Here is a 26,318-nt window from a genome sequence, read left to right on the forward strand (position 1 = left end):
TCAGTCCCAATCCAGGCCACCGCGACGCCACACGTAGGCGTACGCGATGAACACCGTGCCGATGAACAGAAGCATCTCGACGAAGACGAACGCCCCCTGGAAGCTGTCGAACGTGACAGCCCACGGGTAGAGGAAGATGATCTCGATGTCGAAGACGATGAAGAGCATCGCGGTCAAGTAGAACTTGATCGGGAAGCGTCCGCCGCCGACCGGCTGAGGGGTCGGCTCGATGCCGCACTCGTAGGCGTCCAGTTTCGCCTTGTTGAAGCGGCGGGGTCCGATGAAGGGCGCAGCCGTGACCGAGAAAAGCCCGAAGGCCGCGGCCAGCGCGAAGAGCCCAACGATGGGCACGTACGCGGAGAGCGACACCTGCCTACGTCCTTTCTTCCCGGTTAACTAGTGTTTCGCCTGCTTGCAGCTCGGATATGATCCTCGCCCCGCGGCCCGCTACACCGCGGGTGCCACGCGGGACATGGCATTGATGATCCGGTCCATGGAGTCGCCACCCCGCGGATCGGTGAGGTTCGCCAGCAGCTTGAGCACGAACCGCATGAGCGTGGGATGCGGCATGCCGTGCTTGGTAGCCACCTTCATGATCTGCGGATTGCCGATCAGCTTCACGAAGATCCCGCCGATTCGGTAGTAACCGCCGAGCCGCCGCTTGAGTTCGTTCGCGTAGCCCTGCAGCGCCAGCTCCCGGGCCGGGCCCGCCGGTCGGGCGAGAGCCTGGACCAGGATCTCCGCCGCCAGCTGGCCTGACTCCATCGCGTACGCGATGCCCTCGCCGTTGAAGGGGTTGACCATGCCGCCGGAGTCGCCCACCAGCATCATGCCCCGCGTGTAGTGGGGCGTGCGGTTGAACCCCATCGGCAGGGCCGCGCTGAGAATCTTGCCGTCGGCGTTGGCCTCGTCGTTCAGGCCCCACTCCTCCGGCGTGCTGCCCAGCCAGTCGGTGAGCATGGTGCGGTAGTTCGTCGCCTGGTACGCCTTGGAGGAGTTCAGCACGCCGAGGCCCACGTTCACCCGGCCGTCGCCGAGCCCGAAGATCCAGCCATAGCCGGGCAGCTGGGCGGCGCCCGCCTCACGGCTGCGCAGCTCGAGCCAGGACTCCAGGTAGTCGTCGTCCGCCTTGACCGGGCAGTGGTAGTAGCGGCGCACCGCGACGCCCATCGGGCGGTCGTCCCGCTTGGCGATGCCCATCGCCAGCGCGAACCGGCCGGACACGCCGTCCGCGGCCACCACCACGTGCGAGCGCAGCGTCTTGTCGCCCTCGGGCGTGCGCACCTCGACGCCGACCACGCGGCCGTCGGCGTCCAGCACCGGCCCGGTCACGTTGTGGCCGGTCCGCAGCACCGCGCCCGCGGCGACCGCCCGCTGGGCGAGCATGTCGTCGAAGTCCATGCGCGTGCGTACGAGGCCGAAGTCGGGGAAGCTGGCCAGGTCGGGCCAGTCCAGTTCCAGCCGGACGCCGCCGCCGATGACGCGCAGGCCCTTGTTGTGCAGCCAGCCGGCTTCGGGGCTCACGTCCACGCCCATGTCGATCAGCTGCTTGACCGCGCGCGGGGTCAGTCCGTCGCCGCAGACCTTCTCCCGCGGGAACTCGGTCTTCTCCAGCAGCAGCACCTTCGCACCATGCCTGGCAAGGTGATAGGCAGCGGCGGAGCCACCCGGACCGGCTCCAACGACGATCACATCCGCATCGACATCGGTCGGTGTCATGCTCACCTCCACCTCGGCCTTAACGCTCGTTCGGGGCTCGTGAAAGTCTTCACAAGCCAGTCCGGCGAGCAGTCTAGAACTGCGCCGAGGACCCGTAGTGGTTAGGTGAACCTAACTGCACATTCGGTCCCGGTCGCGCTCCGGAGCGCGAGCAGGACCGAGGCGGGCCGGACCGACCGGAGCGGCGTCAGGGCGGGCCGGGCTGGGGATCGGGGGTCGGCTCAGGGACCCGGTCGGGATCCGGGTCTGTAGGCACGCCGGGATCCGGCGGGGGTGGTGGCACGGGATGCGTCGCACGTCGGGCGGCCGACCGGCGGCGGGCCGCCTCCTCCAGATCGGCGACGCGGACCGGCGGCTCGCCGTATCCGCCGCCGAGTACGCCGACCACCGCGCTCTCGTCGTACCGCATGTCTCGATCCTGCGGCGGCGGAGCGCGCCCTGTCCGGCGAACGCGCGGATCAGGCGGGCTTGACCGCCTTGTGCAGCGCCACGATGCCGCCGGTCAGGTTGCGGTACTTCACCTGCGCCCAGGAGTTCTCGCCAATGATCTTGGCGAACTCGTTCTGGTTCGGCCAGGCCCGGATGGACTCGGCGAGGTAGACGTACGCCTCGGGGTTGCTGGACACCTTGCGGGCCACCGCGGGCAGCGAGCGCATCAGGTACTGCAGGTACACGGTGCGGAACGCGCCGTTGACGGGGTGCGAGAACTCGCAGATCACCAGACGGCCGCCCGGCTTGGTGACCCGGGCCAGCTCGCGCAGCGCGGCCGGGGTGTTCGCCACGTTGCGGATGACGAACGACGTGGTCACCGCGTCGAAGCTGTGGTCGGGGAAGGGCAGCGCGAGCGCGTCACCGGCGACCAGCGGCACGTGCGGCCGGTCTCGGCGGCCCACCGCGAGCATGCCCAGGGACAGGTCGACGCCGACCACGTACGCGCCGGAGCGGGCCAGTTCCTCGGTCGAGACACCGGTGCCCGCGCCCAGGTCGAGCACCTTCTCGCCGCGCTTGAGGCCCAGCGCGGACCGGGTGGCGCGACGCCAGCCCTTGTCCTGGCCGAACGACAGCACTGAGTTGGTCTTGTCGTACTTCTCCGCGACGCCGTCGAACATGGCGGCGATCTCGTACGGCTCTTTATCCAGGTCTGCGCGGCTCACAGCGTCACTCTGCCAAACGCCGTCCGGACGCGCTGCGGCGGCCGCCACACTGCACTACCGGATCACCTGTGTGGCGTCCATGTCGCCGTCGCCGCCATCCTCGTCACGACCTGCGCGCACGCGCCACAGATAAACGGCCCCGCCCAGCCCGACCAGGCCGAGCAGCACGACGCCGAAACCGATCAGCATCATCCCGCTGAGCGTGGCATCCCCGGACGACTCCGGCTCCGTCGGCTCGGCCACGACCGGGTCCGCCGACTCCGTGGCGACCGGCTCGTCCGTGGTCGCGGGCGTCTCGCTCGGGGTCGCCGACGGGCTGGCCGACGGCGACGCGGAGGCCGACGGCTTCGAAGACGGCTTGGGCGAGGCGCTCGGCACCGGCTTGGTTACCCCGTTGACCACGATGTTCGTGGCGTTGTTCGCCTTCTTCGTGTCGCACCCGCAGGTCACTTCGAAAGCGCCGGGCCCGGTCACCTTGGTCACGATGCGCAACCGGAGGTCCCGATAGCTACCCTTCGGCTGCAGGCCGATCCCCGCCCGCCATTCCGTATTGAGCTGGCATTGTGCGGAGGTCCGGTCGCCGTTGAACCGGCAGTTGGTGGCCCCGCCGGGCACGAGCGCGATCACGGTGCCAGCAGGTGCACGGTAGCTGAGGGTCACCGGGCCGACGTCTTTGATCGCGGCTGGACCGTGATTGGCGATGCCGAGAGGCACGCTGACCGTCGTGCCGATCGCGCCTTGGCGGCCGTCACGAGACAATGCGGCGAGATCGGCGTCGGCCGCCCACGCGGGCGAGGCGACGAGGCCGAGCCCGGCGAGCAGTGCCGCCAGCACCGCCGCAAGCCTGATCACGTGCCGCTTCATCGCCGTCCTCCCGGGTTGCCGACCCACGACGGTAATCCCGGGTCCCCACCCCGCCCATAGGTCGATCAGCCACCGCCCCGCGACCTCGACGTGTTGATCACGAGTTCGTGCCAAAAGGCGAGGTCCCACCGCACCTTTTGGCACGAAACGGCGATCTTGGAGCCCGGCGCGGGCGCGCCGGGGGCGGTCAGCGGGCGTCGACGAGGGGGAGCTGCTTGCCCATGCCGCCGCCCTCGATGGCGATGGAGGAGAAGTGGGAGGTCACGCGCTCGTCGGTGGGGTCGTCGGCAGGGGTCCAGTGGACCTTCATGTGCCGGTACAGGGTGTCGCGCTGGGCGGGGATGCGGCCGGCGGTGCGGATCAGCTGCACCAGGTCGTGCAGGTTGGACCGGTGCTTGGCGCCCGCGGAGGAGATGACGTTCTCCTCCAGCATGATCGAACCCAGGTCGTCGACGCCCATGTGCAGCGCGACCTGGCCCACGTCCTTGCCGGTGGTCAGCCAGGACGCCTGCAGGTGCGCCACGTTGTCGAAGAAGAGCCGGGCCACCGCGATCAGGCGCAGGTATTCCAGCGACGTCGCCTGCGTACGCCCCTTGAGGTGGTTGTTCTCGGGCTGGTAGGTCCACGGGATGAAGGCGCGGAACCCGCCGGTGCGGTCCTGTACGTCGCGGATCATGGTGAGGTGCTCGATGCGCTCGGCGTTGGTCTCGCCGGTGCCCATCATCATGGTCGCGGTGGACTCGACACCGTGCCGGTGCGCGACCTCCATCACCTCGAGCCAGCGCGCGCCGGACTCCTTGAGCGGGGCGATCGCCTTGCGCGGGCGGTCGGGCAGCATCTCCGCACCGGCGCCGGCGATCGAGTCGAGCCCGGCCGCCTTGATGCGGACCACGGCCTCCTCGATGGAGACGCCGGAGACCTTGGCCATGTGCAGGATCTCACTGGGCCCGATCGAGTGGATCATGAGCTGCGGGTATGCCTGCTTCACCGAGGCGAACAGGGTCTCGTAGTAGTCCACGCCGTACTCGGGGTGGTGGCCGCCCTGCAGCATCACCTGCGTCGCGCCCAGCTCGACCGCCTCGCCGCAGCGGCGCAGGATCTCGGCGGTGTCGTGGGTCCAGCCCTCGCTGTGCTTGGGGGCCCGGTAGAAGGCGCAGAACTTGCACGCCGTCACGCACACGTTGGTGTAGTTGATGTTGCGGTCGATCAGGTACGTGACGACGCCGTCCGGGTAGCGGCGACGACGCACCGCGTCCGCTGCCTCACCGAGCGCGTGGAACGGCGCGTCGGTGTACAGCAGCAGCGCCTCCTCGGAGCTGATGCGGCCGCCGTCCGCGGCCCGCTGCACGATGCTGTCGATCTCCCGGTTCACACTCACGCTCCGAGACTATCGGGTCGGCGCAGTACCGGGTCTGGCTGGTCCGTCACACCGGGCCTGCTCAGGCGTCGAAGTCGAGCACCAGTTCCTCGCTCGTGGGACTGGACTGGCACGTCAGCACGTACCCCGCGGCCACCTCGTCCGGCTCCAGCGCCCAGTTCGCGGCCATCTGCACCCCGCCCGAGACCACCTTCGCGCGGCAGGTCGAGCACACCCCGCCCTTGCACGCGTACGGCAGCTCGCCGCGATGGCGCAGCGCCGCGTCCAGCACCCGCTCGGACCGGTCCATGGTGAAAGCGGTCGACCGTCCGTCCAGGACGATGGATACCTCGACGTCCCCGCCCGCCACGTCGACGACCGGCGGCGGCGCCTCCTCGGCGTGGAACAGCTCGACGTGCACCTTGCCCTTCGCGTCGACCGCAGCCAGCGCCTCGCGCGCCGCGCGCACCACGCCCAGCGGCCCGCACAGGAACCACTCCTGCACCCCGGCCAGGTCGAACTCCTTGAGCAGCGCGGTCACCCGGTCCGTGTCCAGCCGGCCGGAGAGCAGCTCGCTCGGCTGCACCTCCCGGGAGAGCACGTGCACCAGCTGCAGCCGCCCGGGGAAGCGGTCCTTCAGGTCGGCCAGCGCGTCGGCGAACATCACCTCGGCGGCGCTGCGGTTGCCGCAGAGCACCGTGAACGTGCTGCCCGGCTCGGTCTCCAGCGCGGCCGACACCAGCGACAGCACCGGTGTGATCCCCGACCCCGCCACGATCGCGCCGTAGCGGCGGTCACGCGCCGGGTCCAGCTCGGTGGTGAAGCGGCCCAGCGGCGGCAGCACCGGCAGTGTCTCGCCCGTCGCGAGCGCCTGGGCCCGGGTGGAGAACACGCCTCCCGGCACCCGCTTCACGCCGATCGTCAGCGTGCCCCGCTCACGGAGCTGCGCGGGCGTCGAGCAGATCGAGTACGAGCGGCGCAGCTCGTCGTCCAGGCGCACGGTGACGTGCTGTCCCGGCCGGAAGGCGAAGGCCTGCCGCAGCTCGGCGGGGACCGCGAAGGTCAGCGCCACCGCGGACGGGGTCAGCTGCTCGACCGCGGTGACGGTCAGCTCGTGGAAGGTCGTGCTCACAGCGGCGTGCTCACAGTTTCTTGATCGCGTTGAAGGGTTCCAGGCAGGAGCGGCAGCTCCACAGGCTCTGGCAGGGCGTCGAGGCGTACCGGCTGATCTGCAGCACCGGCGTCGGCTGCCCGCGGTGCGCGCAGCGCGGGCAGGCCGGCGTGCCGGATGCCCCCGGCGCGGCGATGCCGGTGCGCTCCAGCGCCGCCCAGCCGGACTCGGTGATCATGTCGGTGGACCAGGCCGGGCTGAGCACGGTCCTGACCTCGACGTCGGTATGCCCGGCCGCGGCCAGCGCGGCCCGGATGTCGTCGCGGATGGCGTCCATCGCCGGGCAGCCGGAGTAGGTCGGCGTGATCGTGACAACGACCCGGCCGTCCTCGGCCTTCTCGGCCCCGCGCACGATGCCCAGCTCGCCGATGGTCACCACGCGCAGCTCCGGATCGGGCACCGCGCCGGCGATCTCGGCGATCTCCGTCCGTACCGTCGTCATCACGCTCTCCTCCCCGGCCCGGCGGGTCGCGCCGCGGGACCGTTCCGGGAATCGTCTGCTCGTTTTCGGACGCAAACGCGTCCCGAAACGAGCACGCCGTGACGGCGATGGGCCGCCGCGGTCCCGCCGCGCGAGCCGCAGGTGATCACCACTGCGCTCCGGGGTGCGCCCGGTGCAGCGACTGCATCTCGGCCAGCAGGAAGCTCAGGTGCTCGGTGTGCCGCCCGGCACGGCCGCCGTCGGGCCGCCAGCGGTCGGCGGGACGGGTCAGCCCCGCCTCGGCCAGCACCGGCTCGACGAGCGCCAGCCAGCGGTCGCGGATGCCCTCGGCCAGCTCGTGGCCGTAGGGCCAGAGCCCGTCCAGGGCCTCCTGCACCCGTCGGTGCGACTGCTCGGTGCCGCCGCCCAGCCGCAGCATCCACTGCGTGGCGTGGTCGAGGTGATAGGTCGACTCCTTGACCGCCTTCGCCCCGATGCCCGCCGCGTGCTCGTCGGCGCCCGCCGCGAGGTCGGTGTAGCGCAGCAGCTGCGCCGCCGACAGCATGAGCAGCCAGGTCATCGTCCAGCCGAAGTCGAGGTCGCCGCGGCCCGGCCCGAGCGGCAGCTCGGCCAGCAGGCAGTTGCGGAACCCGCGGTCGTCACGCCGGTAGGCCAGCTCGTCCTCGTCGCCCGCGGTGGCCAGCAGCATGCGGGCCGCGCCGAGCTGGTCGAGGGCGATGTTGGCCAGCGCCACGTCCTCCTCCAGCGTGGGCGCGCGGGACACCCACTCGGCCAGCCGCTGGGCCGCGATCAGGGCGTCGTCCCCGAGGGCCAGCAGGTCGACGGTGGTGGCACGCTCGGCAAGCCCGCTCACAGGTGGGCCACCCCCTCGGGCAGCTCGTAGAACGTCGGGTGCCGGTAGATCTTGTCGGCCGCCGGGTCGAAGAAGGAGTCCTTCTCGTCCGGGCTCGACGCGGTGATCTCCGTGGCGGGCACCACCCAGATGGAGACGCCCTCCTGGCGGCGGGTGTAGAGGTCACGCGCGTGGCGCAGGGCCATGTCCGCGTCCGGCGCGTGCAGGCTGCCGGCGTGGGTGTGGGCGAGCCCGCGCCGGGCCCGGACGAACACCTCCCACAGAGGAACGTCGCTGGTCACGCCCGCTCCTCGCTTCGCTCGTCGCCGGCGGTCGCCGCGCTCATGGTTCGCTCGCTGCGCTCGTTCACGCCACTGCCTTCCTGTTCTTCTCCGCGTACGCCGCGGCCGCCTCGCGCACCCAGGCGCCCTCTTCGTGTGCCCGGTTCCGGTGCGCCATGCGCTGGCGGTTGCAGGGCCCGTCGCCCTTCACCACCCGCATCAGCTCCTCGAAGTCGGGAGCCGTGTAGTCGTAGTGCCCGCGCTGCTCGTTCCACGTGAGGTCGGGGTCGGGCAGGGTCAGGCCGAGGATCTCCGCCTGCGGCACGCACATGTCGACGAACCGCTGGCGCAGCTCGTCGTTGGAGAAGCGTTTGACCTTCCACGCCATGGACTGCGCCGAGTGCGTGGAATCCGCGTCCGGCGGGCCGAACATCGCCAGCGACGGGTACCACCAGCGGTCGACCGCGTCCTGCGCCATCGCCCGCTGTGCCGGGGTGCCCTGCGCGAGCACGTACAGCGACTGGTAGCCCTGGCGCTGGTGGAAGGACTCCTCCTTGCACACGCGGATCATGGCGCGCGCGTATGGCCCGTACGAGCAGCGGCACAGCGGCACCTGGTTCACGATCGCCGCGCCGTCCACCAGCCAGCCGATCGCGCCCATGTCGGCCCAGCTGAGCGTGGGGTAGTTGAAGATCGAGCTGTACTTCTGCTTGCCGGTCAGCAGCGCGGTGTCCAGCTCCTGGCGGCTGACGCCGAGCGTCTCCGCGGCCGCGTAGAGGTAGAGCCCGTGGCCGGCCTCGTCCTGCACCTTGGCCAGCAGGATGGCCTTGCGCCGCAGTGAGGGCGCCCGGCTGATCCAGTTGCCCTCCGGCTGCATGCCGATGATCTCGGAGTGCGCGTGCTGGGCGATCTGGCGGATCAGCCCGGCCCGGTACGCGTCGGGCATGGCGTCGCGCGGTTCGATCTTCTGATCGGCGGCGATCACGGCATCGAACGACGCCTCGCCGTCCAGCTCCCGCTCCGCGGCCTCGCGCAGCGCGGCCTCGGCCTCCTCGACCTCGCCGAGCAGCCGCTCCGCGCCCGCGACCCCGGGCATACCCGTCTCCATGCGGCCAGTGTTACAGCTTTACGCGCATCGGCGCAACAACTGTCACAACCAGCGTCGGCGTGCCCGCTCAGCCGTGACCTGCGTCACCGGTGGCAGCCGGAATGAGCGCGAGCAAGACTCGGAAATGGCAGCTCCTGGCGGTACGACCTACCGTTGCTGCCAATCCGGGACCACCCCATACCCGGGCGACCCACGACAATGCCGTCAACGGGAGCAACCCCCATATGCGCCGCCGCACACCTCTCACCGCCGCGACGACCGCGCTCGGCGTACTGGTCCTCGCGCTGGTGGCCCCTACCGCCACCACGGCTCTCACCGGCTCGCAGAATGTCCAGGTGAGCGCAGAAGCCGCCGACGCCCGGCCCGCCCCGGCCGCGACCCCCGCGCCCGGCGCCACCCCGACCACCGCCGCCACGCCCGCCCCGACCGCGAGCGCCGCGGACCCGACCGCCGCCGCGAAGCAGCGCGCCTCGTCCCGTGTCGCCGACCGGCCGAGCCGGTCGTTGACCGCGGGCCGGGTCAACCTGGCCTTCACCGGTGACTTCATCGGGTACGCCATGCTCGACCGGAAGACCGGCGAGATCATCGCGTCCCGCAACGCCGCGCAGACCAGCAGCACCGAGTCGATGATCAAGGTGTGGCTGGTCGCCGACCGTCTGCGCCGCGCCGCCGAGTCCGGGCAGACCGTGACCCCACCGGAGCTGGCCCAGGCGAGCGCCGCGATCAGGCACTCCGACGACCGCGCCGCGCAGGCCCTCTACCGGGCCGGCGGCGGCAACGAGGTCGTGCAGCGGATGATCGACATCTGCGGGCTGACCGACACCACGCTGTTCGACCAGTGGTGGAGCCGCACCCAGATGTCGCCGCGGGACGCGGTCCGGCTGGCGCGGTGCATCGCCGACGGCACCGCGGCGGGTCCCTCGTGGACCGGCTGGGTGCTCTCCGAGATGCGCCAGGTGACCGGTTCCACCGCCCCCGAGGAACAGTTCGCCACGACGGGCGGCGGCCGGTGGGGCATCATCGACGGCGTACCCGACACCCTCGCCCGCACCCTCGCCATCAAGAACGGCTGGACGGCCATCGGCGCCGACGGCAACTGGCACCTGAACTGCCTCGCCATCAGCGACGACTGGATCATGAATGTGATGACCCGCTACCCCGTCGAGAACGGCCTGCAGTACGGGGCCGACGTCTGCGCCGACGTGGCGCGACAGCTGGTGACGCCACCGGCGACCTGACCCCGGCGGACCACCCCTCCGCGCCCCTTCCCCGCCCTCCGCCACCGCCCTCCTCCCCCGGAGCTCCCCTCATGACAGAGCTGCTCACCCGTCGGCGCGCGCTGCTCGCCGGCACCGCCGGACTGACCGCGCTGGCCGGCGGCGGTTTCTGGCTGGCCGGCCGCGGCAGCGGCGACCCCGCCGCCGCCAACTGGCAGGATCCCGTCGCATCACCCAGCGCCGCGGCGAGCCCGGAGTCCGCGGTCGCGCGCAGCGTGCCCGTTCAGCCCGGCCCGCCCGGGCTGGAGCAGGGGGCCGTGGACGTGCTCAGCGCCCCCAACCCGGGGGCGCTGGTCACTGTGAAGACCAGCGCCTGGTGGAGCTGGGCGCTGATGGACCGGAAGACCGGCAAGATCGTCGGGTCGGCGAACCTCAATCAGACCAACATGACCGCCTCGATGATCAAGGCGTGGCTGGCCGCGGACTACCTGCGCCGCGCCGCCGAGGCCGGGCAGACGCCCAGCGCGACGCGGATGAACGAGATCCGCACGATGATCCGCGACAGCGCCAACCCGCCCGCCTCCACGCTGTACGCGGAGCTGGGCCGCTCGGCGACGATCGCGCGCCTGATCGACGTCTGCGGGCTGACCGACTCCAAGGCCGGCGACGGCTGGAGCACCACCCGGCTGTCCGCCCGCGACACCTGCCGCATCGCGCATGCCATCGGCAACGGCAAGGCGGCCGGGCCCACCTGGACCAGTTACCTCGTCGGCGAGATGCGGGCGGTGCGCGGCACCGGCAACTTCGGCATCCGCAAGGCCTTCCCGGCCGCGGAGCAGTCCCGCATCGCCATCAAGAACGGCTGGGTCGACCGGCAGGCCACCAAGGAGTGGAACGTCAACTGCCTGGCCCTGGGCGACGACTGGACCATGGCCGTGCTGACCCGGTTCCCGCTGAGCACGGCCTGGTCGCACGGCGGAGAGATCGCCAAGTCCGTCGCCACCCAGCTGCGCGCCAAGACCGACCTGGTCTGAGCACGAGCACCGCCCGCCGGACCGGTCGGCGCTACAGCTCCATGAACTCCGGGCCGCCCTCGGGCAGGGCCGGCGCCTGGCCGGCCAGCGCCGCCCGGCGGGCGAACTCGCGCAGGCCGTTGATCTGACGGCTGCCCAGCGAGAAGTCCAGCACGCGGAAGTACGAGGCGAGCGTGGCGGCGTCGAAGGGCTCCCAGCGGGCCGCCGACGCGGCGACCTCGTCGAGGTTGTCCACGCACAGGTCACGCGAGCGCAGGAATGCCTGGTGCACGTCCTTGACCAGGCCGGGGTGCGCGGCGGCGAAGTCGCGCCGGACCGCCCACACCGCGAACACCATCGGCAGGCCGGTCCACTCGCGCCAGGCCTGGCCCAGGTCGGTGACGGCCAGCCCGCGCTTGGGCGCCTCGAACAGCGCGCGCAGCGCCGTGTCGCCGATGAGCACGGCCGCGTCGGCCTCCAGCAGCATCTGGGTCAGATCCGGCGGGCAGGTGAAGTATTCGGGGCTCGCGCCGTAGCGCTCCAGCAGCAGCATCTGCGCCAGCAGCACGCTGGTGCGCGAGGTGCTGCCCAGCGCGACCTTCGTGCCGTCGAGCTCCTGCAGCGGCCTGGTGGAGACCACGTTGACCGACAGCACCGGGCCGTCCGAGCCGACCGCGAGGTCCGGCAGCAGCAGCAGTTCGTCCGCATGGCGCAGGTACTCCACCAGGGAGATCGGGCCGATGTCCAGGTCGCCGGCGACCAGCGCCTCGCTGAGCCGGTCGGGGGTGTCCTTGTGCAACTCGACGTCGATCAGGGCGCCCGAGCGCATCAGTCCCCAGTAGATCGGGAGACAGTTCAGGAACTGGATGTGCCCTACCCGGGGACGCTGCACCGCGTTCATGATCAGGGAGCCTACCTTCCGCGGGCGACCGCACGGGCGGAGCCCGCGGAAGGTGTGACCTGGGCGGCGTGCCCGGTCAGTCGACCGGCACCGCACGTATCTGGCAGGTGACACGCCGTGCGTCAGCGGGCACGTCGTTGCGCTGGCTCACCTTGTACGGCTCCAGCAGCTCGGCCATCTTGTCGGTGAGCGCGGTCAGCTCGTCGGCGGTGATGACGATGCCGAACTCGCTCATCAGGGCGGCGTCGAACCACTGCGTCGTCTCCTCGTGCGACCGGGACAGCCACCGGCGCACCCGCTCGTCGCCCTGGGCCAGGAACACCCCGGCCACGGCGCTCTCGGCCGCGCGGGCGTCGGAGCCCCCGTCCGGCCCGATCTCCAGCGACCAGCCGCGGGTGCGGGCCCGCCACACCCGTTCCCGGCCGTCGCCCCGGCTCGGCGCGTCCTCGATCAGCCCCGCCTTGGCCAGCGCCCGAAGGTGGTAGCTGGTCGCGCTGGGGGACAGGCCGACCATCTCCGCGCACTCGGTGGCCGTCGCGTCCTCACCGGTGGCGGAGAGATGATCCATGATCGCAATACGGGCGGGGTGCGCCAGCGCCCGCATCACCGACGGGTCGGTGATCTTCAGCAGTCCCTCGGAGCTCACCGGTAAAGAAAAGCACGTGACTGCCGGTCGATGACAGCTACCATGGTCGGTCGATTGCCAAAGGGCACTGCCGACAGCGCTCATCCAGGAGCGCAGCGCCGGGCGGCCGATCTTTCTCACCCGAGAGGACGGCCATGACCGCCCAAATTCCGACCGCCCAGGGGACACCCGCCGCATCCCCGCCCGCCGACGAGCTGGCCGCCGAGCGGGCCCACCTGACCACCTCCCGCGCCGCGTTGAAGGCGATGCGCGAGCGAGCCGAGCAGCTGTTCACCGTCGGCGACCAGGTCGCCGGCGACGCGTACACCGCCGAGCAGCTCGGCCGGCAGATGGCCCAGCGCATCAAGGAACTGTCCGACGATCCCGCAGTGCCGCTGTTCTTCGGCAAGCTGACCATGGCTGCCGCTGGTGAGGAGTCGTCGGCGGTCCGCCGTCCGGGCGGATTGCCGGAACGAGCCGCCAGCGGTGCCGAGCGCTGGCACATCGGACGCCGCCACGTCTCCGACGCGGTCGGCGAACCGCTGGTGCTCGACTGGCGCGCGCCCATGTCGCGCCGGTTCTACCAGGCCAGCGCCCGGGACCGGCAGGACGTTGCGGTGCGCCGCCGGTTCGGCTGGTCGCCCGCACCGGCCGGTGGCAGCACGGTGCTGACCAGCTTCGAGGACGAGCACCTCGACCACGGCCAGGAGCTGGGCACCGACAGCGCCATCCTGACCGCCGAGATCGAGCGGCCCCGCGTCGGCCCGATGCGCGACATCGTCGCGACCATCCAGCCCGAGCAGGACGAGCTGGTCCGCGCCGAGCTCGAGGACACCATCTGCGTGCAGGGCGCGCCCGGCACCGGCAAGACCGCGGTCGGCCTGCACCGCGCCGCATACCTGGTCTACCTGCACCGCGAGCGGCTGCGCCGGTCCGGCGTGATGATCATCGGCCCGAACCGGGCGTTCCTGCACTACATCTCGGCGGTCCTGCCCGCCCTCGGCGAGCTGGAGGTCTCCCAGGCGACCGTGGCCGAACTGCTCGACCACCTGCCGGTACGCGCCGAGGACGGCACCGCGGCCGGCACGCTCAAGCACGACCAGCGCATGGCGAAGGTGCTGCACCGCGCCCTGTGGGCCCGGATCGCCCAGCCCGCCGGCCCGATCACCGTGTCGGACGGCTCGTACCGCTGGCGCATCGACGAGGGCGTGCTGCGCCGCGTCGTCGACGAGGTACGCCGCGAGCAGCCGCCGTACGCCCTGGGGCGGGAGCGGGTGCGTGCCCGGGTGGTGGGGCTGCTGCAACGGCAGGCGGAAGCGCGCCGGGCCGAGTCGCCATCGGACTCCTGGCTGCGCAAGATGGGCAAGATCAAATCAGTGGCCGAGATGCTGGACCACTGCTGGCCCGCGGTCACCCCGCAGCAGTTGCTGGCCGACCTCTACACCGACGCGGAGGCCCTGAGCCGGGCCGCCGACGGGCTGCTCACCTCCGCCGAGCAGGACCTGCTGCACTGGGTCAAGCCGCCGCGCAGCCTGCGCAGCGCGCCGTGGACCGCGGCCGACGCGGTGCTCGCCGACGAGGTCACCGGCCTGCTCGACCGGCAGCCGGGCTTCGGCCACATCGTCATCGACGAGGCGCAGGACCTGTCCCCGATGCAGGCACGGGCACTGGCCCGGCGCACCGGCCACGGCTCGCTCACCGTGCTCGGCGACCTCGCCCAGGGCACCACGCCGTGGGCAGCCCGGGACTGGCGCGACCTGCTCGGCCACCTGGGCCGCCCGGACGGCCGCATCGTGCCGCTGAGCACCGGCTTCCGGGTCCCCGCCGTGGTCGTCGCGCTGGCCAACCGGCTGCTGCCCGCCCTGGACGTCGCGGTGCCACCGGCCCGCTCCCTACGCCGCGACGGCACGCTGGAGATCACCGAGTCCGCCGACGTCGTCGCGGCGGCCCGGTCCGCACTGACCCGCGAAGGCTCGGTCGGCGTCATCGCGGCCGACGCGGCCGTGCCCGCGGTGCTCGACGCCCTGCGGGCGGCCGGCCTCGAACCGTCCGACCTGGACGGCGACGGCCGCCTCACCGTCGTGCCCGCCAGCATGGTCAAGGGCCTGGAGTACGACCACGTGATCGTGCTCGAACCCGCCGCCATCGTCGCCGCCGAACCGCGCGGCCTGCACCGCCTCTACGTCGCCCTCACCCGCGCCGTCACCAGCCTCATCGTCCTGCACACCGAACCCCTCCCGGAGCCGCTGCGCGACTGACCCACATACGAGAGCCCCGCACGACCGATCCGCGCGGGGCTCTCGTGATCGACTTCGCCCCTGTCACGGATAGCGGATTGAGCGCAGTCGTGGTCCGATATGCCGATGGGTGAGCTATCTGTCAGCCGTCGGGGGCTGCTGGGCGGACTGACCGCCACAGCCGCGCTGGGCGCGCTGTCCGCATGCGACGCGGATCCCGTCGTCGAGAACCCGCCGCCGGTGTACGCCCCGCTGGACCCGAACAGCTGGGACAGCGTGCGGCAGCAGTTCCTGCTGGACACTGCCAGGGCGCAGTTCGCCGCGTTCGTGTTCGCCAGCCCGCCGTCCGACGTGCGGGCGGCGATCGCCGCGCACCGCGAAGGCTTGGACCGGGACACGGTCGGCTACCTGCACTCCCGCGAGGAGAACGCCCGGCAGCGGCTGCACCTCGCGGCGGCCAAGTACCTGGGCGGCTCCGCCGACCACATCTACTTCACCGACTCCACGACCATGGGGCTCGGCCTGCTCTACGGCGGAATCGCGCTGCGGCCCGGCGACGAGGTGCTGACGACCGAGCACGACTTCTACTCCACGCACGAGTCGCTGCGGCTGCGCGCGGCCCGCGACGGGGTGACGGTCCGCAAGGTGCGACTGTTCGCCGAGCCCGCCACGGCCAGCGTCGACCAGATCGTGCACACGCTGGCGAAGTCGCTCACCCCGGCCACCCGCGTCGTCGCGGTGACCTGGGTGCATTCCAGCACCGGGCTGCGGATGCCGATCCGGGCCGTCGCCGACGCGATCGCCGAGCACAACCGGGACCTGCCCCCGGACCGGCGGGCGCTGCTGTGCGTGGACGGGGTGCACGGGTTCGGCGCGGTCGACGCCGGGCCGGTCGAGATGGGCTGCGACTTCCTCGTCTCGGGCTGCCACAAGTGGCTGTTCGGGCCGCGCGGCACCGGGCTGGTGTGGGGCAGGCCCGAGGCCTGGGCCCGGTTCCGGCCCGCCGTCCCGACCTTCGAGCAGGCGGGCTTCGCGCACTGGCTGGGCATCGACCCGGCGCTGCCCGCGCCGTCGGCGTCACCGGGCGGCTACCACAACTTCGAGCACCTGTGGGCGCTGGAGCAGGCGTTCGAGTTCCACGCCGCGCTGACCCGGCGGCGCGTCGCCGAGCGCACCACCGCCCTGGCCGGCCGCCTCAAGGAGGGCCTGGCCGCGATCGACGGCGTCCGCGTGATCACCCCGCGATCGCCCGAGCTTTCCGCGGGGCTGGTCTGCTGCGAGCTGAAGTCGATGACCCCGGCATCGGCGGTCTCGGCACTGCTGGCCAAGGGCATCGTCACCAGCACGACCCCGTACGACCCGTCCTACCTGCGGTTCGGGACGAGCATCGTGACGAACGAGGCCGATGTGGACCGGGCGATCGCGGCGGTACGCGAGATCAGCTGAGCCGCACCGGGACCACGATCGGGCCGAACTCGCCCGCGATGACGCGGACCCGGGCGCGATAGTGCAGCGCGAGCAGCTCCTCGGTCAGCACCTCGGCGGGCGGGCCGTCGGCGGCCACCCGGCCCTCGGCCAGCAGTACGAGCCGGTCGGCGTACTCACCCGCCACGGACAGGTCGTGCATCGTCGCCAGCACGGTGAGCGCGCGTTCCCGGCGCAGCCGGTCGACCAGCTCCAGCACCTCCTGCTGGTGGCCGATGTCCAGGGCCGAGGTGGGCTCGTCGAGCAGCAGCAGCGGCGCGCCCTGGGCCAGCGCGCGGGCCAGGAACACCCGCTGGCGCTCGCCGCCGGACAGCGTCTCCAGCTCACGACCGATGAACCGGCGCAGTTCGAGGGAGTCGAGCACCTGCTCCACGATGGACAGATCGTCCGCCGATTCGCGACCCAGCGGGGCGATGTAGGGGGTGCGCCCGAGCAGCACGTAGTCGAGCACCCGCATGCCGGGCGGCACCACGGGCTGCTGGGCCACGGTGGCGACCAGCTGCGCGCGGCGACGGCGCGGCAGCGCGCTGGTCGGCGTACCGTCGATGATGATCTTTCCGTGGCTCGGCACCGCGCCGCCCACGGCCCGCAGCAGGGTCGACTTGCCGGCGCCGTTGGGACCGATCACGGTGACCCACTCGCCGGAGGCCACGGTCAGGTCCACGCCGTGCAGGATCTCGGCGTCGCCCAGGGTCACCCGGATGCCCTCGACGGCCAGCATCAGACGCTCACCCGCCTGGTCGAGCGCAGCACCAGGATGAAGAACGGCGCCCCGAAGAACGCGGTGACCACGCCGATCGGCAGCTCGCCCGGGGCGATCAGGGTGCGCGCGAACAGATCCGCCAGGGCCAGGAAGGCCGCGCCGAACAGCAGCGACAGCGGCAGGATCGACCGGTACGAGCCGCCGGCCAGCAGCCGCACCACGTGCGGCACGATGATGCCGACGAAGCCGATCAGGCCGGACACGGCGACCGCGGCGGCGGTGCCCAGCGAGGCCGCGGCCAGCAGGATCATCCGGGAACGCTGCGGATGCAGGCCGAGGCTCGCCGCCTCGGTGTCGCCGACGCTGAGCACGTCCAGCTCCCGGCGCAGGGCCAGCACCACGACCGTGGTGACCACCGCGTACGGCAGCAGCAGCGTCACCTCGTGCCAGCCGTTGGTGGCCAGCCGCCCGAGCAGCCAGGAGTACACCTCGCGGATGGTGTCGACGTTGCGCTGCAGCAGGTAGGTCTGGATCGCGGCGAGGAAACTCGACACGGCCACCCCGGCCAGGATCAGGGTCGCCGACGAGCGGTCCCGCCCACCGGCCACGCCCAGCAGGTAGGTGACCACGACCGCGATTCCCGCCCCCGCGAACGCAGCCAGCGGCAGGAGCGGCCCGGCCCGGAACGCGATCGCCATGGTCGCGCCGAGACCCGCGCCCGCGGCGACGCCGAGCAGATAGGGATCGGCCAGCGGGTTGCGGAAGACACCCTGGTAGCAGCCGCCGGCCAGGGACAGCATCGCGCCCACCAGCAGGCCCAGCACCACCCGCGGCAGCCGCAGCTCGGTGATGATGGCGATCTCGCGCTCGTTCAGCCCCGACGTCAGGTTCACGCCGGGCAGCAGGTTGAGCAGTTCCGCCGCGACCGAGCCGGGCGGCAGCGTCACCGGGCCCAGGGCGACCCCGGCGATGAGCGCGACCAGCACGGCCCCGATCCCGGCGGTGAGCCATCCGGGATTGAGCCGTGCCGGTCGCAGCGTCGTCATCGCCGGTGTCAGGCCGGGACCTTGTTGACCGCGTCGACGATCGCGCGGACCAGGTCGACGACGCGCGGGCCCCAGCGCGAGGCGATGTCGTCGTCCAGCGCCACGACCTGGCCCTTGCTGACGGCGGTCAGGCCGGCCCAGCCGGCCCGCGTCTTCACGGTGTCCAGGCTCTGCTTGCAGCACTTGGTGTCGGCCAGGAAGATCAGGTCAGGGTTCGACTTGATCAGTGACTCGGCGCTGAGCTGCGGGTATCCGCTGCCCTTGGTGTCGGCGGCGTCGGCCACGTTCTTCAGGCCGGCCAGCTCGAAAAGCGAGCCGATGAAGGTCTTCGAGGTCACCGAGTACAGCGTCGGGTCCAGCTCGTAGTAGTAGGACAGCGGCGTGGCCCGCTTCGGCAGGTCCTTGACCAGCTTGGCGATGTCGTCCTTCAGCCGCCCGGTGAGCGCGGTGGCCTCGGCCGTGTGCCCGGTCAGCGTGCCGAGCTCGGTGAGCTGCCGGTAGGTGTCGTCCAGGGTGACCGCGGCCGGGGCCACGTACACCGGGATCTTCAGGGTGGTCAGCTGGGCCACCACGTTGTTGGCGTCGGTGTCGAGCACGACCAGGTCGGGGCTCTTGGCCGCGACGGCCTCGGCGTTGGGCTGGAAGCCGGACAGCTCCGTCTTCGGCGCGTTCGCCGGGAAGTTCGAGTTGTCGTCGACGGCACTCACCTGGCCACCGGCGCCGATGGCGTAGAGCATCTCGGTCAGCGTCGGCGACAGCGACACGATCTTCACCGGCTGGGCGGGCAGCGTCACCGAGCCGACCGTCACCGGGTACACGGCGGCGCTCGAGGGCGCGGGTGCGGCGGGGTCGTTCGTCGCGCAGGCCGCGAGCGCGGCCACGAGGCCGCCGGCGGCGAGCGCGGCGAGCGCGCGGCGGGACAGGAAACGGGTACGCACTGATCCTCCTATCGGTCGAGGCAGGTCCTTCGCCGACAGGGCCCGATCAGGTGGGGCAGCCCGGTCCGCGAGACGCCCTTCCTCGAGAGCGTGGTTCGCGACTGCCGCAGGCGACCTGGCTCGCCCACCCGAGCACGGGTGGGATCACAGTTGCGGGACAGCGCCGGGTTCGCACCGGCTTCGCTGCGGGACAGTCAGGCGACACGGTAATACACACCCGTGCCGATGCTCACGACGCGGAGTGGAGGATGTGCGCAGGCTCATCACGCCTGGGTCTTGTGGACCTCTTCGACGTCGGCGGGCACGTCTTCGGTGGGCACGGTCTCCCCGGCCAGGGCGGCGCGCAGCCGGTCCTTCTCCGCCTTGCGGCGGTCGACCGCGCTCTCGACCTGGGCGGTCACGTCGTCCCTGAGGTTCTTCAGCAGGAACCAGCTGGCTGCGGCCGAGACCAGAATGGCGATCATCAGCTTCAGCAGCAGGCTCAGGTCCGGGACGAACCAGAGCGCGGCGAAGACGGCCAGGAACAGAACAAGCCTGGCGAGCGTGTACTTGACAGCAGGACTCACCGGTCCAGGGTAGCCGCCGGACGGGCCCGGCCACGGTCAGCCCCGCACGGTCTGGGCTCAGCCCCGCTCGGCGACCACCAGGCCGAGGTGCCAGAGCACCGCGTACACCACGGTGGTCACCAGCGCGCCCAGCCCGCCGGACACCAGCGGCGGGAAACCGGACGCCACGCCCACGGCGAGCACGCCCAGCACCACCGCGAGCAGGGCGGCGGCCGGGGCCACGGCGAGCCGCCCGCGGTGGCCCGCCGCCGCCTTGAACTGCTCCACGAAGATGATCGCCGGGAAGATCACCGCGAGCCAGCCGGTGAGGTCGCCGAACTCGCCCATGCCCAGCAGCGCGAACAGGCCGTCGAAGGCGACCATGCCGAGCACGCTGATGACGTACCCGGCCAGCGCGTACGCGACCAGGTCGGTGAGCGAGACGATGCGCCCGGACGCGTCACGCCGCGGACCCTTGCGCTCCTCGGCCGGGCTCTGCGGGTCGGCCACCGTCAGGCCCAGACCTGCTGCGGCTCGCTGCGCCGCTCGGCCATGCTGACCGGCGCGCCGTACTCCTTGACGACCTGGTAGCGGGTGTCCCGCTCGACCGGGGTGAACCCGGCGTCCCAGATCAGGTGGAGCAGGTCGTCGCGGTGCATGGTGTTCGGCGTGCCGTACGAGTCGGCGTCGTGCGTGATCTTGTACTCGACGACCGAGCCGTCCAGGTCGTCGACGCCGAAGTTCAGCGACAGCTGCGCCAGGGACAGGCCGTGCATGACCCAGAAGCACTTGATGTGGTCGAAGTTGTCCAGCATCAGCCGGGACACCGCGAACGTCTTGAGCGACTCGGCCGGCGAGGCCATCGTGGTCTGCGCCTGGATCCGGTTGCGGATCTTGCCGTCCGCGCTGTCGTGGAAGTCGTGCTGGTAGCGCAGCGGGATGAACACGGTGAAGCCGCCGGTCTCGTCCTGCAGCTCACGCAGGCGCAGCACGTGGTCGACGCGGTGCCGCGGCTCCTCGATGTGGCCGTAGAGCATCGTCGAGGGGGTGCGCAGGCCCTTGCTGTGCGCGAGGCGGTGGATGCGCGACCAGTCCTCCCAGTGGCAGGCGTGGTCGACGATGTGCTGGCGGACCTCCCAGTCGAAGATCTCGGCGCCACCGCCGGTCAGCGACTCCAGGCCGGCCTCCATCAGCTCGTCGAGGATCGCGTCGGCGGTCAGGCCGGAGATCTTCTCGAACCACTGCACCTCGGTCGCGGTGAACGCCTTCAGCTTGACGTTCGGCAGCGCCTGCTTGAGTTCCTTGAGCACGCGCGGGTAGTAGCGCCACGGCAGCGTCGGGTGCAGTCCGTTGACGATGTGCAGCTCGGTGAGCTGCTCGTCCTTCATCTCCAGCGCCTTGGCGACCGCCTGCTCCACCCGCATGGTGTAGGCGTCCTTCTCACCCGGCTTGCGCTGGAACGAGCAGTACGCACAGCTGGCCGAGCACACGTTCGTCAGGTTCAGGTGCCGGTTGACGTTGAACATCACCCGGTTGCCGTTCTTCTCCGTCCTCACGTGGTGCGCGAGCCGCCCCAGCCAGGCCAGATCGTCACTCGCGTAGAGCGCCTCGCCGTCCTCGCGGCTGAGCCGCTCCCCGGCATAGACCTTCTGCTCCAGCTCCCGCTTCAAACCCACGTCCATGGCAGTGAGCCTACGACGTGCCGCCAGAGTGCCTGTTGCTGCCCTTGACAGCGGTTGTTCAGCTAGACGCCACTGGGACAGAAGGGTCGACATCGCACCTGATTTCCGGTAGGAACTCTGTGGGACCAACGGGGAGGGCGGGGCCACTGATGTCCAAGCGTCGAAGCGGGCAAGCTCGACGGCAGAGCCAGGTTGCGGTGGGCTCGGCCGTCCTCAGCGCGCTCATCGCCGGTGGCATCGCCGTGCCCGCATCCGCGGACCCGCCCGTCGGCTCGAAGATCACCGCAATCCCGGACGCCGGCCTGCGCCCCCAGCCCGACGGCATGCCGAGCCTTCCGTTCGGCTCGCTCAGCCAGCCGCGCACCCAGCCGCTGACGGCACAGGCCGCGCTGCTGGCGCAGTACAGCGCCGCCGAGCTGGAGCTGTCCGTGCTCGGCGCCCGCCGCAGCGAGCTCTACCAGGCGTACACCAACGCGGTCGTGGCCAAGGCCATGGCCGACTACGCGTGGCGCGCCACCGCCGACACCCTGCGCACGGCCAAGGAGGCCGCCGAGGCCGCCGCCGTGGCCGAATACCAGGCCGCGGTGAAGGCGCCGCCGCGGCTGGGCGACTCGCTCGGCGAGCTGGGGCAGCTGATCCCGCGCACCGAGTCGACGCCGGAGACCGAGGCCGTGCTCAACGACCTCGCCACCGCGCAGCAGGCGGAGCGGCAGTCCTACACGGTGCTCACCGCGGCCATCAACGCCGAGCAGCAGGCGTCCACGGCGTATTCGGCCGTGGAGAAGGAGTTCAAGCGCAAGGAGATCGCGTTCCTGGAGCTGAAGCGGCGGCTCGCCGAGCTTCAGTCCGAAGCGGACCGGCTGCGCGAAGTCCAGGAACAGAACCTCGGCTCCGGCTACAGCCCCGGCAAGAGCAACGCCGGCCTGGTCGCGGCAGCCAAGGCACAGCGGGCCGTCCTGTTCGCACTCAGCCAGCGCAACAAGCCCTACCGTTGGGGCGATGAGGGGCCGAACACCTACGACTGCTCCGGCCTGATGCTGGCGTCGTACAAGTCGGTCGGGATCACCCTCAACCGGGTCGCCAAGGACCAGTACTACGGCACCCGCCACAAGACCGTGAGCAAGTACGCCCTGCTCCCCGGCGATCTGGTGTTCTTCGCCACCGACCCGAGCGACTGGCGCACCATCCACCACGTCGGCATGTATCTCGGCGACGGCAAGATGGTCCACGCGCCGCGCACCGGCGATGTGGTGCGCCCCGCGACGGTCAGCCTGAGCAGCATCGACTTCGCGACCCGCGTGGTGGACGCGCTGCCGGCCCCGAACCAGCCCAACCCGACGCAGACCACGAGCCCCTCGCCCACGAGGACGACCTCGCCGCGCCCGACGGCCAGCACCTCGCCGTCGAGCAGCAGCTCCCCGAGTGCCCCTCCGGCCAGCTCGTCGCCTTCGCCAAGGCCGGCCGAGTCGCCGTCCCCGGAGGCGCCCGCAGCCGAGAGCCCGAAGGCCAGCCCGTCGCCGTCGCCGAGCCCCACTCCGGCACCCGCGGGGTGACCCGGGTCACCCCGCCGAAACAGGCCGCGGGGTGACCCCCACTACACCGCCGTGTTAATCGCGGGGCGGTGGCGGCGAAGACCGGTACACTCAACGGGTTGTTCTTTGTTCTGGGCGCGCTCAGCGCGCCCTTGAGCGTTCCTGCGGGTGACTTGCAGCGGCACGAGGCCGCGCGGCGCGGGGATGCGCCACCCGAGAGGTTTCGCTTTGACTCAGCACGACCCTGCCCTGTTCCCGTCCGTCTTCGAGATCAACATCGATGTCGAAGGCAAGGCCGCGGCCGCGAAGGCCGCCGCCGAGACGGACGCCGCAGCGGCGACCGCCACCCCCGACGTCGTGGAGGCCCCGGCCGTCACGCACGTCACGAAGGCGACTGCCCCCGCAGCCGTCGTGGAGGCCGCGGACACCGCCGCCGAGGACACCACCGAGCACGTCCCGAGCTTCGCCGAGCTCGGTGTGCCGCGCGCCCTGGTGCGCGAGCTCACCCGCGCCGGCATCACCCAGCCCTTCGAGATCCAGGCCGCCACCCTGCCGGACGCACTCGCCGGACGCGACGTGCTCGGCCGCGGCCAGACCGGCTCCGGCAAGACCCTCGCTTTCGGACTGCCGCTGCTGGCGCGCATCGCCGAGGGCAAGCCGGCCCGCCCGCACCACCCCAAGGCCCTGATCCTGGTGCCCACGCGCGAGCTGGCCATGCAGGTCGCGGACGCGCTGCGCCCGCTGGCCAAGGCGATGGACCTCTACACCGGCACCGCCGTCGGCGGCGTGCCGTACGACCGGCAGATCCTGGGCCTGCAGCGCGGTCTCGACCTGATGATCGCCACCCCGGGCCGCCTCGGCGACCTGATCCAGCGCGGCGCCTGCGCGCTGGACGACATCGAGGTCACCGTCCTGGACGAGGCCGACCAGATGGCCGACATGGGCTTCCTGCCCGACGTCACCGAGCTGATGGCCAAGACCCCGGCCGGCGGGCAGCGCCTGCTGTTCTCCGCCACCCTCGACGGTGACGTGGACACGCTGGTCAAGCGGTTCCTGAACAACCCGGTGACGCACTCGACCAACCCGGCCGAGGCTTCGGTGTCCACCATGGACCACATGATGCTGCTGATCCCGCCGCAGGAGAAGTTCAAGGTCACCGCGGCGATCGCGAACCGTCCGGGTCGGACGATCATGTTCGCGCGCACCCAGATGGGCGTGGACCGCCTGGTGGACCAGCTGCGCGAGGTCGGTGTGCGGGCCGGTGGCCTGCACGGCGGCAAGACCCAGAGCGTCCGTACGCGGACCCTGGCGCAGTTCAAGGAGGGCCGGATGAGCGTCCTCGTCGCGACCGACGTCGCCGCCCGCGGCATCCACGTCGACGGCGTCTCGCTCGTCGTGCACATCGACCCGCCGAAGGACCCCAAGGACTACCTGCACCGGGCGGGCCGCACCGCGCGGGCCGGCGAGTCCGGCGCGGTGGCCACCCTCGTGCTGCCCAAGCAGCGCCGCTCCACCATCTCGATGATGGAGAAGGCCGGCGTGGCCAAGCCCGCCGAGCACCGGCTGCGCGTCGACGACCCGAAGCTGGTCGAGCTGACCGGCGCCGTGGAGCCGTCGGGCCAGCCCGTGGTGGAGGAGCCGGAGCCGCGGTTCCAGCGCGGCGGGCGCCGCGACTCGGGCCGAGGCGGCTACGGCGACCGGGGTGGCTACGGCGACCGCGCCCCGCGCCAGTACGGCGACCGGCCGTTCCGCAGCGACCGCCCGTCCGGCGGCGAGCGTTCGTTCAACGGCGACCGCCCGTTCCGCAGCGAGCGTCCCCAGGGCGACCGGCCCTTCCGGGGCGACCGCCCGCAGGGTGACCGCCCGTTCCGCACCGAGCGCCCGCAGGGCGACCGGCCGTTCCGCAGCGACCGCCCGCAGGGCGAGCGCTCGTTCAACGGCGACCGGCCGCAGGGTGACCGCCCGCAGGGTGACCGCCCGTTCCGCACCGAGCGTCCCCAGGGCGACCGGCCGTTCCGCAGCGACCGCCCGCAGGGCGAGCGCTCGTTCAACGGCGACCGGCCCTTCCGTGGTGACCGCCCCCAGGGCGACCGCCCGGCCCGCAGCGACCGCCCCTACGGCGACCGCCGCGCCGCCAACTGATCCCTGTTTCACCGAAAGGTCCCGCATTCGCCGCTGCTGCGGCGGGCGGGACCTTTTGCCGTCCACGCCCAGACATGTCACTGCGGGCGTCGCTCGTTTCGGGACGCTTGAGCGTCCCGAAACGGGCACCGCGTACCACGAACCACTTCGCGGATCGCGCCGCGCCGCAGCTCCGATCCGGCAGGACGGCCAGTCCCGTTCCGGGCGGTCCGGCGGCTCAGTCCTGCCAGGCGCCGGTGGCCAGGAAGTGGCGGACGGTGGTCAGCGGGTCCGCCAGGTCGAGACCCTGCGCGGCCAGCCAGCCGTCGTCGTAGTAGGTGTGCGCATAGCGCTCGCCGCCGTCGCACAGCAGCGTGATCACCGAGCCGGTCTCACCTCGCGACAGCATCCCGGCGATCAGACCGAACGCGCCCCACAGGTTGGTGCCGGTGGAGCCGCCCACCCGGCGGCCCAGCACCTCGGAGGCGACCCGCATCGCGGCCAGCGAACCCGCGTCGGGCACCCGCACCATCCGGTCGACGACGTGGGGCTGGAAGGACGCCTCCACCCGCTGCCGGCCGATGCCCTCGATCCGGGAGCCCTTGCCGGTCGTCAGCGTCGGATCGCCTGACTCGTAGGACGGGTAGAAGGCGGAGTTCTCCGGATCGACCACCAGAATCTTCGTGCAGTGCCGCTGGTAGCGGACGTACCGGCCGATGGTGGCCGAGGTGCCGCCGGTGCCCGCGCCCATCACGATCCAGGACGGCACCGGGTGCCGCTCCAACTCCATCTGCTGGAAGATCGACTCGGCGATGTTGTTGTTGCCGCGCCAGTCGGTCGCCCGCTCGGCGTACGTGAACTGGTCCATGAAGTGGCCGCGGCGGTCCTCGGCCAGCCACCGCGCCTCGACGACGACCTGCGCCGGATCGTTCACCAGGTGGCACTCGCCGCCCTGGAACTCGATCAGCTCGATCTTCTCCTTGCTGGTGGAGGCGGGCATGACCGCGATGAACGGCAGCCCCAGCATGCGCGCGAAATATGCCTCCGAGACCGCGGTCGAGCCCGACGACGCCTCGACGACCGTCGTGCCGGCCCGGATCCAGCCGTTGCACAGCGCGTAGAGGAACAGCGAGCGCGCCAGCCGGTGCTTGAGCGAGCCGGTGGGGTGCACCGACTCGTCCTTGAGGTAGAGGTCGACGCCCCAGGACGGCGGCAGCGGGAACGGCAGCAGGTGGGTGTCGGCGCTGCGGTTGGCGTCCGCCGCGACCTTCCCGATCGCCTCCGTCACCCAGGCCCGGTCGTCGTCACAACACCTGTCCAGCTGTTCCATGTCCGGACCGTAGCA

At 71.6% G+C, this 26,318-nt stretch carries 26 protein-coding genes and 1 riboswitch; of the genes, 6 read left to right on the top strand and 20 right to left on the bottom strand.

The window, feature by feature from the left end:
* The 11 genes from FLL47_RS25610 to paaA all read right to left on the bottom strand — a co-directional run bounded on the left by FLL47_RS25610 (position 1) and on the right by paaA (position 8,928).
* Positions 1–369, bottom strand: coding sequence for an NADH-quinone oxidoreductase subunit A (locus tag FLL47_RS25610; RefSeq protein WP_144123123.1), 369 nt, complete (start codon positions 367–369; stop codon positions 1–3).
* Positions 370–447: 78 nt separating this feature from the next.
* Positions 448–1,719 (bottom strand): geranylgeranyl reductase family protein, encoded by a 1,272-nt coding sequence (locus tag FLL47_RS25615; protein WP_144123124.1) that lies wholly within the window; start codon positions 1,717–1,719, stop codon positions 448–450.
* 187 nt (positions 1,720–1,906) lie between these two features.
* Positions 1,907–2,128, bottom strand: a complete 222-nt coding sequence (locus tag FLL47_RS25620) for a hypothetical protein (protein WP_144123125.1) — start codon at positions 2,126–2,128, stop codon at positions 1,907–1,909.
* A gap of 49 nt (positions 2,129–2,177) precedes the next feature.
* Entirely contained in the window at positions 2,178–2,873 is a 696-nt protein-coding gene (locus FLL47_RS25625) for a demethylmenaquinone methyltransferase (protein WP_144123126.1), read from the bottom strand.
* Positions 2,874–2,927: 54 nt separating this feature from the next.
* Positions 2,928–3,707 (bottom strand): hypothetical protein, encoded by a 780-nt coding sequence (locus FLL47_RS25630; protein ID WP_144123127.1) that lies wholly within the window; start codon positions 3,705–3,707, stop codon positions 2,928–2,930.
* Between the two features lie 217 nt (positions 3,708–3,924).
* Positions 3,925–5,115, bottom strand: coding sequence for a cyclic dehypoxanthinyl futalosine synthase (gene mqnC / locus FLL47_RS25635; protein ID WP_144123128.1), 1,191 nt, complete (start codon positions 5,113–5,115; stop codon positions 3,925–3,927).
* 61 nt (positions 5,116–5,176) lie between these two features.
* Positions 5,177–6,226, bottom strand: coding sequence for a 2Fe-2S iron-sulfur cluster-binding protein (locus FLL47_RS25640; protein ID WP_144123129.1), 1,050 nt, complete (start codon positions 6,224–6,226; stop codon positions 5,177–5,179).
* Positions 6,227–6,236: 10 nt separating this feature from the next.
* Positions 6,237–6,707: a 1,2-phenylacetyl-CoA epoxidase subunit PaaD gene (gene paaD / locus FLL47_RS25645; RefSeq protein ID WP_144123130.1), complete on the bottom strand. Its 471-nt coding sequence runs from the start codon at positions 6,705–6,707 to the stop codon at positions 6,237–6,239.
* Between the two features lie 145 nt (positions 6,708–6,852).
* Positions 6,853–7,560: a 1,2-phenylacetyl-CoA epoxidase subunit PaaC gene (gene paaC, locus FLL47_RS25650; RefSeq protein ID WP_186315909.1), complete on the bottom strand. Its 708-nt coding sequence runs from the start codon at positions 7,558–7,560 to the stop codon at positions 6,853–6,855.
* On the bottom strand, positions 7,557–7,841 hold the full coding sequence (gene paaB / locus FLL47_RS25655; protein ID WP_144123131.1) for a 1,2-phenylacetyl-CoA epoxidase subunit PaaB: 285 nt from the start codon (positions 7,839–7,841) through the stop codon (positions 7,557–7,559). The genes paaC and paaB overlap by 4 nt, the downstream gene beginning before the upstream one ends.
* 64 nt (positions 7,842–7,905) lie before the next feature.
* Positions 7,906–8,928 carry a 1,2-phenylacetyl-CoA epoxidase subunit PaaA gene (gene paaA / locus FLL47_RS25660; RefSeq protein ID WP_144123132.1) on the bottom strand — a complete coding sequence of 341 codons (1,023 nt, stop codon included), beginning with the start codon at positions 8,926–8,928 and terminating at the stop codon, positions 7,906–7,908.
* A 224-nt stretch (positions 8,929–9,152) separates the two neighbouring features.
* On the opposite strand from paaA, the gene FLL47_RS25665 reads away from it, so the two are divergent.
* Both FLL47_RS25665 and FLL47_RS25670 read left to right on the top strand, forming a co-directional pair.
* On the top strand, positions 9,153–10,166 hold the full coding sequence (locus FLL47_RS25665; RefSeq protein WP_144123133.1) for a serine hydrolase: 1,014 nt from the start codon (positions 9,153–9,155) through the stop codon (positions 10,164–10,166).
* Positions 10,167–10,237: 71 nt separating this feature from the next.
* Entirely contained in the window at positions 10,238–11,179 is a 942-nt protein-coding gene (locus FLL47_RS25670; RefSeq protein WP_144123134.1) for a hypothetical protein, read from the top strand.
* A 31-nt stretch (positions 11,180–11,210) separates the two neighbouring features.
* On the opposite strand, the gene FLL47_RS25675 is transcribed toward FLL47_RS25670, so the two are convergent.
* Entirely contained in the window at positions 11,211–12,059 is an 849-nt protein-coding gene (locus FLL47_RS25675) for a menaquinone biosynthetic enzyme MqnA/MqnD family protein (RefSeq protein WP_425457760.1), read from the bottom strand.
* A 76-nt stretch (positions 12,060–12,135) separates the two neighbouring features.
* Positions 12,136–12,705, bottom strand: coding sequence for an ArsR/SmtB family transcription factor (locus tag FLL47_RS25680; protein ID WP_246158584.1), 570 nt, complete (start codon positions 12,703–12,705; stop codon positions 12,136–12,138).
* Between the two features lie 134 nt (positions 12,706–12,839).
* Between FLL47_RS25680 and FLL47_RS25685 the strand changes: the two genes are divergently transcribed.
* Both FLL47_RS25685 and FLL47_RS25690 read left to right on the top strand, forming a co-directional pair.
* Complete coding sequence (locus FLL47_RS25685; protein WP_144123135.1) at positions 12,840–14,942, top strand: HelD family protein; 2,103 nt, start codon at positions 12,840–12,842, stop codon at positions 14,940–14,942.
* Between the two features lie 105 nt (positions 14,943–15,047).
* Positions 15,048–16,367 (top strand): aminotransferase class V-fold PLP-dependent enzyme, encoded by a 1,320-nt coding sequence (locus tag FLL47_RS25690; protein ID WP_246158587.1) that lies wholly within the window; start codon positions 15,048–15,050, stop codon positions 16,365–16,367.
* Here the strand turns inward: FLL47_RS25690 and FLL47_RS25695 are convergent.
* From FLL47_RS25695 to mqnE, 6 genes are all read right to left on the bottom strand, one after another.
* Entirely contained in the window at positions 16,360–17,127 is a 768-nt protein-coding gene (locus FLL47_RS25695; RefSeq protein ID WP_144123137.1) for an ABC transporter ATP-binding protein, read from the bottom strand. The two genes, FLL47_RS25690 and FLL47_RS25695, sit on opposite strands and share 8 nt — an antisense overlap.
* Positions 17,127–18,155, bottom strand: a complete 1,029-nt coding sequence (locus tag FLL47_RS25700; protein ID WP_144123138.1) for a FecCD family ABC transporter permease — start codon at positions 18,153–18,155, stop codon at positions 17,127–17,129. Before FLL47_RS25700 ends, FLL47_RS25695 begins: the two co-directional genes overlap by 1 nt.
* 8 nt (positions 18,156–18,163) lie before the next feature.
* Positions 18,164–19,078, bottom strand: a complete 915-nt coding sequence (locus tag FLL47_RS25705) for an ABC transporter substrate-binding protein (RefSeq protein WP_144123390.1) — start codon at positions 19,076–19,078, stop codon at positions 18,164–18,166.
* A 103-nt stretch (positions 19,079–19,181) separates the two neighbouring features.
* A riboswitch (cobalamin riboswitch) is annotated at positions 19,182–19,317 on the bottom strand.
* 39 nt (positions 19,318–19,356) lie between these two features.
* Positions 19,357–19,659: a DUF4229 domain-containing protein gene (locus FLL47_RS25710; RefSeq protein WP_144123139.1), complete on the bottom strand. Its 303-nt coding sequence runs from the start codon at positions 19,657–19,659 to the stop codon at positions 19,357–19,359.
* A gap of 57 nt (positions 19,660–19,716) precedes the next feature.
* The gene (locus FLL47_RS25715; protein WP_144123140.1) at positions 19,717–20,148 is read right to left on the bottom strand and encodes a hypothetical protein; all 432 of its coding nucleotides are present in this window, start codon (positions 20,146–20,148) and stop codon (positions 19,717–19,719) included.
* Between the two features lie 2 nt (positions 20,149–20,150).
* Positions 20,151–21,320, bottom strand: a complete 1,170-nt coding sequence (gene mqnE / locus FLL47_RS25720) for an aminofutalosine synthase MqnE (protein ID WP_144123141.1) — start codon at positions 21,318–21,320, stop codon at positions 20,151–20,153.
* 149 nt (positions 21,321–21,469) lie between these two features.
* Here mqnE and FLL47_RS25725 point away from each other — a divergent pair, with 149 nt between their 5' ends.
* Both FLL47_RS25725 and FLL47_RS25730 read left to right on the top strand, forming a co-directional pair.
* Positions 21,470–22,873 (top strand): C40 family peptidase, encoded by a 1,404-nt coding sequence (locus FLL47_RS25725; protein ID WP_144123142.1) that lies wholly within the window; start codon positions 21,470–21,472, stop codon positions 22,871–22,873.
* A 207-nt stretch (positions 22,874–23,080) separates the two neighbouring features.
* The gene (locus FLL47_RS25730; RefSeq protein WP_425457761.1) at positions 23,081–24,994 is read left to right on the top strand and encodes a DEAD/DEAH box helicase; all 1,914 of its coding nucleotides are present in this window, start codon (positions 23,081–23,083) and stop codon (positions 24,992–24,994) included.
* 217 nt (positions 24,995–25,211) lie between these two features.
* Here the strand turns inward: FLL47_RS25730 and cds1 are convergent, their stop codons facing one another.
* Positions 25,212–26,303 (bottom strand): L-cysteine desulfhydrase Cds1, encoded by a 1,092-nt coding sequence (gene cds1 / locus FLL47_RS25735; RefSeq protein WP_144123143.1) that lies wholly within the window; start codon positions 26,301–26,303, stop codon positions 25,212–25,214.
* Between the last annotated feature and the right edge of the window lie 15 nt (positions 26,304–26,318).

This window comes from Catellatospora sichuanensis (assembly GCF_007483665.1).
GTDB classification, from domain to species: domain Bacteria; phylum Actinomycetota; class Actinomycetes; order Mycobacteriales; family Micromonosporaceae; genus Catellatospora; species Catellatospora sichuanensis.